Annotated in this window: 11 protein-coding genes and 2 tRNA genes; 5 read left to right on the plus strand and 8 right to left on the minus strand. The window is 61.3% G+C overall.

The genetic code is table 11. From position 1 onward, the window contains the following. Nucleotides 1-171: 171 nt before the first annotated feature. The 4 genes from CVE41_RS09550 to CVE41_RS09565 all read left to right on the plus strand — a co-directional run bounded on the left by CVE41_RS09550 (nucleotide 172) and on the right by CVE41_RS09565 (nucleotide 5,650). Nucleotides 172-2,073: a M1 family metallopeptidase gene (locus CVE41_RS09550; RefSeq protein WP_100261472.1), complete on the plus strand. Its 1,902-nt coding sequence runs from the start codon at nucleotides 172-174 to the stop codon at nucleotides 2,071-2,073. 87 nt (nucleotides 2,074-2,160) lie between these two features. Further along, nucleotides 2,161-3,144, plus strand: coding sequence for a hypothetical protein (locus CVE41_RS09555; protein ID WP_100260437.1), 984 nt, complete (start codon nucleotides 2,161-2,163; stop codon nucleotides 3,142-3,144). 50 nt (nucleotides 3,145-3,194) lie between these two features. Further along, a complete protein-coding gene (locus tag CVE41_RS09560; RefSeq protein WP_100260438.1) occupies nucleotides 3,195-5,288 on the plus strand; it encodes a RelA/SpoT family protein in 2,094 nt (697 codons plus the stop codon). Then, a complete protein-coding gene (locus CVE41_RS09565) occupies nucleotides 5,285-5,650 on the plus strand; it encodes a VOC family protein (RefSeq protein ID WP_100260439.1) in 366 nt (121 codons plus the stop codon). The genes CVE41_RS09560 and CVE41_RS09565 overlap by 4 nt, the downstream gene beginning before the upstream one ends. Here the strand turns inward: CVE41_RS09565 and CVE41_RS09570 are convergent. The 5 genes from CVE41_RS09570 to hspQ form a co-directional block, all read right to left on the minus strand. After that, nucleotides 5,647-5,964 carry a DUF1905 domain-containing protein gene (locus CVE41_RS09570; protein ID WP_100260440.1) on the minus strand — a complete coding sequence of 106 codons (318 nt, stop codon included), beginning with the start codon at nucleotides 5,962-5,964 and terminating at the stop codon, nucleotides 5,647-5,649. The genes CVE41_RS09565 and CVE41_RS09570 overlap by 4 nt on opposite strands. Beyond that, nucleotides 5,961-6,926, minus strand: a complete 966-nt coding sequence (locus CVE41_RS09575; RefSeq protein WP_100260441.1) for a peptidylprolyl isomerase — start codon at nucleotides 6,924-6,926, stop codon at nucleotides 5,961-5,963. The genes CVE41_RS09570 and CVE41_RS09575 overlap by 4 nt, the downstream gene beginning before the upstream one ends. A 272-nt stretch (nucleotides 6,927-7,198) precedes the next feature. Continuing rightward, complete coding sequence (locus CVE41_RS09580; protein ID WP_100260442.1) at nucleotides 7,199-8,728, minus strand: acetyl-CoA acetyltransferase; 1,530 nt, start codon at nucleotides 8,726-8,728, stop codon at nucleotides 7,199-7,201. A gap of 196 nt (nucleotides 8,729-8,924) precedes the next feature. Beyond that, nucleotides 8,925-9,015: transfer RNA gene (locus CVE41_RS09585), tRNA-Ser, on the minus strand. A 125-nt stretch (nucleotides 9,016-9,140) separates the two neighbouring features. Further along, nucleotides 9,141-9,521, minus strand: a complete 381-nt coding sequence (gene hspQ, locus CVE41_RS09590; RefSeq protein ID WP_100260443.1) for a heat shock protein HspQ — start codon at nucleotides 9,519-9,521, stop codon at nucleotides 9,141-9,143. 162 nt (nucleotides 9,522-9,683) lie between these two features. On the opposite strand from hspQ, the gene CVE41_RS09595 reads away from it, so the two are divergent. Next, nucleotides 9,684-9,773 (plus strand) — tRNA-Ser (locus tag CVE41_RS09595). Nucleotides 9,774-10,113: 340 nt separating this feature from the next. Here CVE41_RS09595 and CVE41_RS09600 read toward each other — a convergent pair. The 3 genes from CVE41_RS09600 to CVE41_RS09610 form a co-directional block, all read right to left on the minus strand. Beyond that, on the minus strand, nucleotides 10,114-10,617 hold the full coding sequence (locus CVE41_RS09600) for a TPM domain-containing protein (protein ID WP_198507643.1): 504 nt from the start codon (nucleotides 10,615-10,617) through the stop codon (nucleotides 10,114-10,116). Between the two features lie 292 nt (nucleotides 10,618-10,909). Then, nucleotides 10,910-11,794 carry an ROK family protein gene (locus CVE41_RS09605; protein WP_100260445.1) on the minus strand — a complete coding sequence of 295 codons (885 nt, stop codon included), beginning with the start codon at nucleotides 11,792-11,794 and terminating at the stop codon, nucleotides 10,910-10,912. Continuing rightward, nucleotides 11,791-12,882 carry a glycoside hydrolase family 68 protein gene (locus CVE41_RS09610; protein ID WP_232725635.1) on the minus strand — a complete coding sequence of 364 codons (1,092 nt, stop codon included), beginning with the start codon at nucleotides 12,880-12,882 and terminating at the stop codon, nucleotides 11,791-11,793. The genes CVE41_RS09605 and CVE41_RS09610 overlap by 4 nt, the downstream gene beginning before the upstream one ends. Between the last annotated feature and the right edge of the window lie 32 nt (nucleotides 12,883-12,914).

Genomic DNA, 12,914 nt, shown 5'->3' on the forward strand with positions numbered 1-12,914 from the left:
TCTCCAAGATCGTTGATAACGTTCACAATACGCGAAAGAGCGTCTTTTGCGAGTCCGTGGTTACGAATTCAACGCGCAGGGTGGAAAGCTGTGCCGGGATCGTGGATAGGGCGCAAGAGTTTGAATTATGCGTCCAAACCGACCGGGCGCATCCTTTTCGGAGAGACTATCATGTACCGCCTTGTTTCCGGCATCGCCGTCCTTCTCGCCACTGCGGCCTGCACGTCAACTGGCGCCCAACCGGAGCTTTCGACCGCGATCCCGGAACCGATGGTCTCGCCGATCCTGTCCGGCCCCGAAGCGCTAGATACTCTCACCTATGCCGAACCGCAGATCGCGCGCGTGACACATGTTGCGCTGGACCTCGATCTCGATTTCGAGGCGAAGCGGGTACGCGGCGCAGCCGATCTGCGCATACTGGCCGCGCCCGGCAAGGAACGGCTGGTGCTCGACAGCAACGGCCTGGAAATCGCTCAGGTAACCGACGGCTCGGGTGCAACCTTGTCTTACGAAATCGGCACCGCCGTCGAAGAGGGCGGGAAGGGCGCCCCGCTCACCATCATGTTGAATGGCGCGCGCAATGTCCGCATCGAGTACGCCGCTTCTGCGGATGCCGAGGCGCTCCAATGGCTTTCGCCCGAACAAACAGCCGGCGGTGAATATCCTTTCCTTTTCAGTCAGGGCCAGGCGATCCTCAACCGCACCTGGATCCCGACGCAGGACAGCCCCGGCATCCGCCAGACATGGGAGGCCCGGATCACCGCGCCCAAGCCGCTCGACGTGGTCATGAGCGGCGTCGCGCAGGGCGAGCCGGAAGATTTGGGCGATGGCCGCCGTGCATTCCGCTTCGTGATGGACAAGCCGGTGCCACCCTACCTGATCGCGATTGCAGCGGGTGACATCGATTTCCGCGGGATCGGTCCGCGCACAGGCGTCTGGGCAGAGCCTTCGGTTCTCCCGCGCGCTTATGCAGAAGTCGGGGACACCGAGGAAATGGTCGTCGCTGCGGAAGAGCTTTACGGCGCGTATCGCTGGGGCCGCTACGACATGATCGTGCTGCCACCCGCTTTCCCGTACGGGGGCATGGAAAATCCTGTCATGACCTTCCTCACTCCCACCTTCATTGCCGGCGACCGCTCGAACAACGGTCTGGTCGCACACGAATTGGCGCATAGCTGGTCGGGCAATCTCGTGACCAATGCGGTCTGGGGCGACAGTTGGCTCAACGAAGGCGTCACCACCTATTTCGAGAACCGCATCGTCGAGGCGGTGTATGGGAAGAAGCGGGCCGAGCAGGAGGCTGCGCTGATGTATGCCAACATCCAGGAAGTCCTGGCAGAGGTCGGCAATGACGCTCCTGGCACGGCTCTCAGCACCGATGGCGGTTACGAACTCGGCAGCGCGATCGCCTATGACAAGGGCGCTTTCTTCCTGCGGACGGTCGAACGCATCGTCGGGCGCGAACGCTTCGATGCGTGGCTGCGGCAGTGGTTCGATAATCACGCCTTCCAGCCCGCCACCAGCGAAATGTTCTACGACGATATGATGCAGAACCTCATCGCTTCAGAACAGGAAGCGCAGGCCCTGATGCTGCGCGACTGGATTTTTGCGCCGGGCCTGCCCTCGAATGTGGCCAAGCCCGATCCGGCCGCCTTTGCCGAGGTCGACGCGGCTGTCGCAGCTTACGTTGCCACCCAGGCCATTCCCGCCGCCTATGCATCATGGACCGCTGCTGAGCAGATGCGTTTTCTCGACAATTTGCCCGCCACGCTTTCGGCGGACCAGCTGGCGCAACTGGACGCAAGCCTTGGCCTGTCGGGCACGGGCAACAACGAGATCCTGTTCCTCTGGCTCGAGATGGCGCTGGAAAATCGTTATGCGCCCGCCGTGCCCCTGGCCGAGGAATTCCTTGCCCGGGTCGGACGCGCCAAGTTCGTTCGCCCGCTGTTCGGTGTTCTCTGGGACCAAGGCGATTGGGGGCGGCCCATTGCGCAGCGCATCTATGCAAAGACCCGTGACAGCTACCACGCGGTAACACGTGCGGGAGTGGACCGGGTGATGACAGCGGAGTGATTGCATACGGCGCACGCGCCGGTGCAGCCAACGCCATTGAGCGGACCATGAACAAGGATTAGGCAGCAGGTAACAGGGAGCAGCGCAATGACCTCAAGCCTTTCCGCCCGTCTTGCCCCGATCGCGATCCTGCTCGCTCCGCTGCTGGCCATTCTCGCTGCGCGCCTTGCTACCCATAGCGATCTGGCAACGCGCCATCCGCGCACCGCAGCACTGTTGTTTCTCTGGATTGCTGCCGATGCGCTGACCCTGGCCGCGATTGCCAAGGCCCCTAGGAACCGCCCCGGGGTTAGGGTCCTGTTGGGCACGATCGCAGCCGGCTGCATCGTCGCGACCGTGGCTGCTGCAGCGCCCGTACGCGTGGCATTGCTCGACATGCGGGCAGTCGTGGTCGCGATGGCGCTGACGGTTATCGCTTATCTCGGCTGGAGCGCTGCCGATGCGCTGCGCACCTATCGTCGCACCGGATCCGCCGAGATGGCGGCATGCGAGGTGTTGCCATCCAATCTTGTGCGCTTCGCAGTGTTCGAAAGCAGCATGATGCGCCTGGCACTCTTCAAATGGGGCGCGCGGCCGCATGTGCCCGAGGGCGCGCAAGGCTTCGCCTATCATCGCGTGATCAACCCGATGATCGCGGCTTTCCTCGTGCTCCAACTGATCGAGATCGTCGTCGTCGATCTTCTTGTCAGCCACTGGAGCCGTCTTGCGGCGCTCGTCCTGCTGGCGCTTGGTATCTGGGGCGCCCTGTTCCTGATCGCGCTGATGAAAGGCTTCCGGCTCTATCCGATCCTGCTGGACGGGAAGTGTGTGAGCGTGCGCGCCGGATTGCTGATCGACCTGAGTGTTCCGATCGACGCCATCGAAAAATTGGAGCCTTCGATTACCAAGGCCGAAGCGGATCGTGCAGATGTCCTCAACGCGGCGATGGTTTCGCACCCCAATATTATCCTGCGCCTGAGAACGCCCATCCGGCATGCCGGCGTCTTCGGGAAGCCACGTGAGGTGCGCTGGATAGCTTTCCGGCTCGACCAGCCTGCACCCTTCATCGAGGCACTCGAAGCCCGTCTGTAGGATTTTTGCGTTGCATTGCAGCACGCTTTGGCCACATCGTGCGAGCCGAGATGCTGCGACAGTACGAACTTGTTGAACGGGTCAAGGAATATGACCCCGACGCCGACGAGGCGATGCTCAACCGCGCCTATGTCTACACCGTGCAGAAGCACGGTACACAGACGCGCGCGAGCGGGGACCCGTACTTCAGCCATCCGGTCGAAGTTGCCGGTCTGATGACCGACCTGCAGCTCGACCAGGAAACCATCGCCACCGCGCTGCTGCACGATACGGTCGAGGATACGCTCGCGACGATCGACGACATCGAGGCCAATTTCGGCACCGATGTCGCGCGGCTGGTCGATGGCGTGACCAAGCTTTCCAAGATCGAGCAGATGCCCGAAAACGAGCGGGCCGCCGAAAACCTGCGCAAGTTCCTGCTCGCCATGAGCGAGGATATTCGCGTCCTGCTGGTCAAGCTGGGCGACCGGCTGCACAACATGCGCACGCTGCATTTTATCAAGAAGCCGGAAAAGCGGCAGCGGATCGCGCGCGAAACGATGGATATCTACGCCCCGCTGGCAGAGCGGGTGGGCATGTACGAATACATGCGCGAGATGCAGATGCTGGCGTTTGAACAGCTCGAGCCGGAAGCATTCGAAACCATCACCCAGCGGCTCGACCAGATCAGGCAGGAAGACGGCGGGCAGGTCGATGCCATCGCGCTCGACATGAAGCATGCGCTGGCGGAAGCTGGGCTGACGGTCGAGGTTTCGGGCCGCGAGAAACATCCCTATTCGATCTGGCGAAAGATGGCCGAACGGCACGTGTCCTTCGAACAGGTCACCGACATTATGGCGTTCCGCATCATCACGGACAACGTCACCGATTGCTACCGCGCGATGGGAGTGCTGCACACGACCTGGCAGTTCCTGCCGGGGCGCTTCAAGGACTATATCTCGACGCCGAAAACCAACGGCTATCGCAGTCTCCATACCTCACTGATCTACGGCAAGTCGATGCGCGTCGAAGTGCAGATCCGGACCAGGGAGATGCACCAGACCAATGAGTTCGGATTGGCCGCCCACTGGGCCTACAAGCAGGGTGACAAGCCCGATGGCCAGGTCGGCTGGCTGCGCGACCTGATCGAGATCGTCGATGCCAGCCACGATCCGGAAGAGCTGCTCGAGCACACGCGCATGGCGATCTACCAGGATCGCATCTTCGCCTTCACGCCGAAGGGGGCATTGTTCCAGCTTCCCAAGGGTTCGACGGCGGTCGATTTCGCCTTTGCAGTGCACACCGATCTGGGCGCGCAGACGGTGGGTGCGAAGATAAACGGCCGTCACATGCCGCTGCGCACACAGCTCAACAATGGCGACGTGGTCGAAATCCTCAAGGGCAGGAACGCAGAGCCGCAGATGAGTTGGCTCGGCTTCGTGGTCACCGGCAAGGCCCGCGCTGCGATCCGCCGTGCCGTTCGCCTCAAGGAACGCGCCGAAGTCGCAGAAATCGGCCAGAAACTCTACGACGAGATCGCCTCGCGCGTGCCGGCCAAAGTCGGGAAGAAAGCCTTGCGCGCGGCGCTCACGCGTCTCGATATGGAGGAGGAGGACGACCTCTATTACGCAATCGGATCGGCCAAGATCGCCGACCGCGAAGTTATGGAAGCGCTTGTTCCAGGCTGCACCGAGGGGCTGGCCGATGACGATGCCGAGTGGCTGCGCAGCGGCAAGTCGCTGTCCATCCGCGGCCTAACTCCGGGCGTCGGATACAAGCTTGCCGAATGCTGTCACCCTGTTCCCGGCGATCGCATCGTCGGAATTCGCAAACCGAACGAAGGCGTCGAGGTTCACGCCATCGATTGTCACGAGCTAGCCAGCGGGATCGACACCGATTGGCTCGACCTCTCGTGGGGCAAGCGCTCGATAGGCGCAGTGGGTCGTCTCAGGGTTACTTTGTACGACCGTCCGGGTACATTGGCAGAGATGGCGGGTATATTTGCGAAGAACGTAGTCAACGTGAAGAGCCTCGAGCAGGTGCAGCTCGACCATCCGTTCACGACTTACGAAGTCGATCTGGAGGTGCAGGATCTCGCCCACCTCACCCGCATACTGAGCGCACTGCGCGCCAGTGACTCCGTCGCACAGGCAGAGCGCGCATGAGCCTGCTGACCGGTATCGATCACGTCCAGCTTGCCATGCCGCACGGGGGCGAAGTCCACGCCCGGAAATTCTGGGGCGAACTGATGGGGCTGGAAGAAGTGGCGAAACCGGGCCACCTGGCGGTCAATGGCGGCTGCTGGTTCGAAGGAGATGGCATCTCGATCCACTGCGGCGTGGAAGATGCATTCTTGCCCGCACGGCGTGCTCATCCCGCATTGCTGGTCGAAAATCTGGGCGCACTCGTTGCCAAGCTTCAGGCCGCGGGCATCAAGTTCAAGCCGGGCAAGGAATTGGAAGGCTATCGCCGCGGAGACGTGGACGATCCCTTCGGCAATCGCATCGAGTTGATGGAAAAGCTCTAAAGCAATTCCAGTTCGGCAGTGAGCATATCGCCTTCTGAGAGATCTTCGGCCCTCATCACTTTTTTTGAAACCAGCAACACCCATTCGGTCCTGCCCTTTTGAGGAAAGACCGAGGTCTTCCAGCGCGTGCCCCCGATGCTGGCCATGACCTTGACCGAGCTGAAGCCGCGCCGGCTGCCAAGTTCCAGCCGCGTCATCCGCTCGTGCATCGCGAGTGTATCTGCGCTCTCGCCCGCAATCGTCACGAGATGATACGTCCCGCGTTCTCCCCGCCATTGCCGCAAGAGGAGGGTGCAGATGAGGGTCTCGCTCACTCGCCTGCGCGGCGGATGGGCACGGGAATGTTGCAGATATCCGCGCCCCCCGCCGGCACGATGAAGAACGGGTCGCGGCGATTGGCTCGCGCGTCGGCATAGCGGGGGAAGGTCTCGCCTGCGGTGGAGAGGAATTCGAAGTGCGGCTGTTCGGCGGCGGGTAGGTCGCTGGCAACGCGCACGGTCAGGATCGGGGTGCGCTTGTCCGCTTCCTCATCGGTGTAGAAACCCAGCGCTCCTGAGCCGCGCGGGAGCGAGGAGAGGTGCTCCATGCCTTCGATGATACGGCCAACGAGCGCGATATTTCGGTCGAGATGGCGGGGGGCGTGTCCGATCACCGTATAAAGCTCGGCTCCCGATCCCGTGTCGGGCGAATAGTTCCGGCCAACGCCGATCATGCCGTAACAATGGACGGGCCACCAAAAGTCGCCAACCTGTGCGACCGGAAAGCCACCCTTTACGTCGGTCGCTTCTGCGTAAGAATCGATGAGCCGGTAACGTCCGGCCTGTTCTTCCTCGGCTTCCGGCACTCTTTGGACATAGTCGCTCTCGTCCATGACCTTGACGCCCTCGGGAAGCAGCTTGGGTTCGCCATCGGCTTCGGGATTGTCGTAATTGAGGTCGCCCCACTGCACGACGTAATTGTCCTGCACACGGTTCACGGTGATGTCATCGTACCATTGCGCGCGGGCGAGGGTGCGAATGTTCTCGACCCAGCCCTGGCTGAAGGGCGCAGGCATCAGCTGGATAACGACCTTTCGCTCGGACCCGTTGGTGGCGGGAGCGAGGGTCATCACAAGCAGATCTTCGGCGGGAATAGCAATCCACTCTTCGGCCGCCGCGCCTTCGACAATTTCATTCGGCGAAGGCGCTCCGACAGGCGCATCTTGCGCTGCGAGGGGGGCGGACGAAGGAGCCGAAAGAGCGAGCGCTGCGGCGAGCGAAATCAAGGGTTTGGTCATGGCGTGGAAGCCTGCCACGCAAACGGGCAAACAAAAAGCCCCTTTTCGCACGTTTTTAGGGGCGAAAAGGGGCTCTGAAGCGATGGTCGCAGGGAATGCAATTCCGCGCACCATCGCGACTTGGGGGGTGGTATTGTAGGAACGACGTTGCTGCGCTCGGGTTCCAACGGTTCGTCGAAAAATTCGAGCTGGCTGTTTCCCGGCATATGCCGCGGCACCGGCGCGGCAGCGATGCCATCTCGCTCCTCTGAAAAGAGGTGCGAGTTGTCGCCCTACAGGGTCGTGAAATTCCTGCCATCGCGGTGCGCGATCGAGATCGTACGCCCAACGAGTTCCTCGGAAATCGCTGCAATCTTCTCCCGGGCAACCTCGCCCAACTCGACGCGGGCGATTGCCCGGCCTTCCGCGTTTCGGGCGATGACGAAAGCGCTAGTCGGTCCATCCTTGCCGTGAATGACGGTGAAGGCTTCGACTTCAGCTTCGCAATCCTCGTCTAGCAGGGTGATTTCCGGCCTGCTGGCGGTTTCACTGCGGTCTGCATCGCTCGACACGGGCGTCCAGGCCTCGGGCGGTCGGGTGGAATAGATGCCCACCGACTCCTTGCTCATGAAGCCGCCATTGGCGAGTACAAGACCGTAGCTGCCGCGATCTGTGCGCAGTCGTTCGACCATGCTGGCGATGGCGTGCGTGGAGTAATTGTTTCCGGGACCGCCAAAAAACGGCAACCCTCCTGTCACCGTCAGATCGTCGGAGAACGGGTCGAGGCCGAGGTATTCGGCCGCCAGCATCGGCACGATGGGAAAACAGCTGTACAGATCGAAATGGGCGACTTCCGCAGCGGAAATCTCTGACGCACGCAGGGCCGTATCGAGCGCCAGCCTGATGGCGTCCGAATGCGAGAGGTCGGGACGCTGCGACATCAGCGCGTCTTTCACGTCGGCATGGCCGTGCAAGTAGACCCACTTCTCTTCGGGCACGCCCAGCTCGCGTGCCTTTCCTGCGGTCGTCAGGACCAATGCGGCCGACTGGTTCACAGCATCCTGTGCGACATGCCATTTGAGCAACGGATCGCACATCGGGTAATTGGCTTTCGAGGGTCTCGCCAGGAATTCCTCGCCCAACGCCTGCGGGAATTGCGCGTAAGGATTGGTTGCGGCAACCTCGGAGAACCGCGCGAAAAGCTTGCTCGCATTCTCGCGCCATTCCTGTGTCGAAAGGCCCATGCGCGCGCGCCATGCCTGTTCCTGCGCGGCATAGTTCTGAGGCGGCATGCCGAGGCCATTGGTAATTTCATAGCGCGAAAGAAGCGGGTCTCCCTTGCCCCTGTCCTCTACGGGCCCGTCTGTGTCATCGCTCCAGTCGAGGGCATGGCCAGCTTTTATCGCCGCCTTCATTGCGCCGGTTACTTCCCCGCCGGCGATGAGCGCGACTTCGTATTCGCCATCTGCAAGCTTCGCTGAAAGTTCGTTCACCAATGCTTGCGGCTGGTCACCGCCGACGACGGAATAGATCGCTCTGTCGGGTGAAAGATCTGTGCCGTCCAGGACCGCCCGGGGAAGGTTCTCGATCGTGCCGAACGGCGTGACAGGCTCGCGCAGGGAATCGGGGAAGGTGCGGATGAACAGGGCGAGATCAACGGCATCGGCGATCCCGTCGCCGCGCGTGTCATCTATCGCCCGCCCAATGGCGGTGCGCATCATCTCTACCGGATGCGGAGCCGATGACGGGTCCTTTCCGTCCCAATGGTCGACCGCCTGGCCAACGCCGATAATCACGGGAAGCGTGTCTGCCTTGCCGGCCATGGTGCATTCCTTCTCACTCTGAGCGCGTCGCGCGATTGGCAGCGCTGCCTTAATCAGCAAACAGCGTCAGGTCGCGCAAGTGAAGAGGCCGTGATTCAGGACTTTCTAAACGCATTGACGCGGCGGCGGCTTAATAAGTGCGGCGGCCGCCCATCCTTAAGCGAAGTCGCGATCGCTATTTCAGGGAAATGCGAAGTGGCGGAGCAGGAGGGATTCGAACCCTCGATACGGGGTTACCGTATACACACTTTCCAGGCGTGCGCCTTCGACCACTCGGCCACTGCTCCGCGTTCTCGATCGTGTAACCCAACCCGCGCATGGCGAGGGGAGCCGCGTCAAGAAGGCGCGCCTCTAGCGGTCTTGGCAGCGGGGCGCAAGCAGGCAAACGCCCACCCTTGGTCCCTTTGCGCGATCAGTGCGTGAGTTTGCGGCGCATGCGGTAGCGCCCGTTCTCGAACTGCTCGAAATACTGGTGCACATCGGGATGCGAAACCGGACCGGTGAGCGCGTCGCCAACGAGGTTCTGCTGGCTGACGTAGGCGACGTAATCGCTCTCGTCGCTCTCTGCCAGCAGGTGATAGAAAGGCTGGTTGCGGTCCGGACGGATTTCCTCGGGGATCGACGAATACCATTCCTCGCTGTTGGCGAAGACGGGGTCGATGTCGAAGATCACGCCGCGGAAATCGAAGGTCTTGTGTTTGACGACATCGCCTATTGCAAAGCGTGTCTTGATGCGGCGGGGCGCCTCGAGAGTGCGACCTGCCTGGGCGGAGAAAAACAAAGTCCTGTCCATGTCACGGAATGATATGGGAAGCGGGCCTCACGTAACAAGGCTTGCGGCCGTGCCGTCCCCGGTTTTCTCGTGCGAAAGGACTTGGCAAGCCGAACGCGCACGGCTAATGGCCCCCTCGCTTCGACCGAGGCCCGATGGGCCCTTCAGGCACACCCGACATGCGGAGAGGTGGCAGAGAGGTCGAATGCGCCGCACTCGAAATGCGGTATACGGGCAACCGTATCGTGGGTTCGAATCCCACCCTCTCCGCCACTACTTCCCGAAAATAGGGGGGGCTGGCGAGCCGATTCGGTTTTGGATGCGCTGAAGGGTGCGCTGGTGGCGTGCCCATAGAGACGCGCGGCGCTTGATAATTCTTGATTGCGTTTCAAAGGACGTCGGTATCCGCTCGGCGTATGATCACCGCGCGGCTCACTCTATAATTCTCTATTCTAGAAACTTCGCGCGAGCGAGAAGCTGTATCAGCGGCTCTTCGATGGATCAGCACCGCCAGATCGGCTAATGCGCTGAGAATATCGTCCACCCCCTTACGTCCGCTAATAGGAAGCCCACCAAAGGCACCGAAGTCTGAAAATGGGTGGAAAGCGGAAATTCAGCTGTGGCGGCCCAACTCATCGATCAGAGCATCTACACCCGCCTCGATCCCTTCTGCAAACTCACCTTTGCGGAAGCGCGGCAACATCCTATTCTCAATAATCGCTTGGCATGCAGAATCAGGAATCGCCGCTTCCAATCCGGAACCGACCGCAATCCTTGTTTTGCGCTCGTTCGGCGCGACGAGGACGACCACGCCGTCATTATGGTCTTTCCGACCGATCCCCCATCCGTTTGCCAAATCGCGAGTAAAATCGGTGACATCGCGACCTTCTAGTGAACTCACCGTCACGACGACCATCTGATGCTTCGTCACTTCTTCAAAACGATCCAGACGTTCCGAGAGCGCCAGTTCGAACTCTTCATCGAGAATATTGGCGGCATCGGTAACGCGCCCCGCGAGCGGAACTGCGGAATCGACTGGTGCTGAAACCCGATGTGTGTCGCTGGAGTTGGGCTGACTTGCTGCCTGCCCGTCCGAGCAAGCAGCGGCGAGCGCCATTGACAATAGAAGGAGCAACCTCATTCCTCGCTGTCTGACGCCTTGCAGCAATGTCCGCAACCAGGTCGTTAGGGGACTGACCGCTCTTGGCACATCGCCAACTCGGCAATTCAGTCACGAAGTGGGTGGAAAGCGGACGTTCGGCAAAGTCAGTTTGCCGACTTACCTTGGGCCGCTAGCGGTCTGTCTGCTTTCAGTCTCCAATTCAGCCATTCGCTCCATCACGATAGCTTCCTGAAAGCCGCCATTCTGCAAAAACACCTGAAGGGGAGGACCTGTTGTGAGGCCGAGGCTAGCCCTGTTCTCCACGGAGCGCTTCTTCCGCCAAGAGCAAAGTTCCAGTCAAGCCAGCCTTATCTCCAAGCGCGGGAGGTAGGATCTTGTGGTTTTGCCGGCTGGGGAAATACCCTGCGCCGAGTTTCTCCGCCAGCTCTGCGACACGCTTCAGAAGGCCCGGTGTCTTGATGACCCCTCCGCCCAGCACGATTATCTCGGTTGCCATGGAAGCGTAGATGCTGTGGCACATTTGGGCGAGATAGCCGGCTACCAGCTCATGGGCCTCGTGATCGCCAGGCAGGTCGGAAAGCGTCGTTCCCCAGCGAGCGTGTATCGCCGGGCCGCACGCCAGGCCTTCGAGGCAGTCGCCGTGGAAAGGACAGAAGCCGGGGAAGGCATCATCGCCGGGAACGCGTCGCGGGTAGATGTGACCCAGTTCGGGATGCCCTGCGCCGTGGACCAGCCGGCCATCTATGACCGTCCCTCCGCCTATTCCCGTTCCTACCGTCACATAGGTGAGCGAGGAGGCTCCCTTTCCGGCGCCAAGGTGATACTCGGAAAGGGCGGCTCCGTTGACATCGGTTTCAAATCCGACGGGCACCGAAAACGCCTGCTGGAAGTATCCCGCCAGGTCGCAATCGGACCAGTGCGGCTTCGGCGTCTTGAGGATATGGCCCCATTTGGGTGACGCGGGGGCGAGTTCGACAGGCCCGAAGCTGGCGATCCCGATCGCACTCAACCGACCCTGCTCCTCGAACCACCCGCGTGCCTCCGCGAGGGTCTGCGACGGTTCACGTGTGGGGATCGTGTGCGTGGCACGCACTCGCGTGGGGCTTTCGCCGACTGTCAGGACGAATTTGGTCCCGCCAGCTTCGATCCCGCCGAGCAGGCCTTCGCTCATCGCATCGTCTCCATACCAACCGGTCTGGCATCTCTTGCCTCGTTGCCAATGTCCAGCCTGGCGAGAGGAGCGGGAGCGCCCGCAAATTCGCTGCAATCATCGTCAGCGCATTCGACAAAACTCGAGACGAGAAGTTCGCGCGTCACCGACCAGCTGTACGCCTGCGCGGGGCGGTCTTCAGGATTGGCAAGCACCAGTCCCGACCCGTTGAGCGGCTCGTACGGTCCGCGAAGCGCCTTGGCGGACATTCCGTAGAGCCCGGTGGGGGCATGCTGCAATTCGGGCGTGAAGGTGCTCGACTGGGTCGCCCAGAAGGCCAGATAGTTTCCTTCGTGAAAGACGATGTGCGCGCGTTCCAGCTCGTTGTTCACGCCGCCGGAATGGATGATGGGCGGCAACAGGGTCCACGTATGATCGATGTTTTCGGCAAGTCCGATCGCACCGGTGTATTCGCTTTCGCCGGAGGGCCGCGATGCGGAGAAGACGAGATATTCGCGCCCGTCGACCGGGTCCCTGAAATAGGCAGGATCGCGATAGGCCTTGATACGCCCCGCTTCGCCCTCATGGGCATCGGCGGCAATATAATCCGATGTCAGCTCGGTCAGGATGGGTCGCGGAACGCTCCAGCCCACGGGAAATCCGTCCTGGTCCGTATCCGCAGTGGTTTCGAACAAGGCCTGTTGGTAGCCGCCCGGCGACGCCAACAGTCCGGCGCCGGTGAACCAGAGCGTAAATTTTCCCTCGCTCCAGATCGAGGAGCCTGACCATTCGCGCTCGTATGGGCCACCGAAGTCGGGCAGGAGAGGGCCGAGATCGATCCAGTTCGCATGTTTTCGTTCGAGCAGGTGGATCTTGGCCTTGAAATGGCGTCCCGCTGGATCGCCGTCGTCGGGCGCGGTCAGGATCATCCAGAACTCGCGGCCCGAAATATCGGCGATGTTTCCATCCCGGTCCTGCACTGGCCACATATCCCAGTAATAGAGCTCGGGCCGGGGGCGGACGACATCGGTCGCGGCAAACTTCGGCAGGCGCGCCGCCTGCTGGCTGGCGATGGCTTCGACGTGTGTGCTGGTCCAGGCAGTTGTCACAAGTTCACCCAAAGTCTTGCATCGGAAGCATT

It is taken from the genome of Qipengyuania seohaensis (genome assembly GCF_002795865.1).
Taxonomy (GTDB): domain Bacteria; phylum Pseudomonadota; class Alphaproteobacteria; order Sphingomonadales; family Sphingomonadaceae; genus Qipengyuania; species Qipengyuania seohaensis.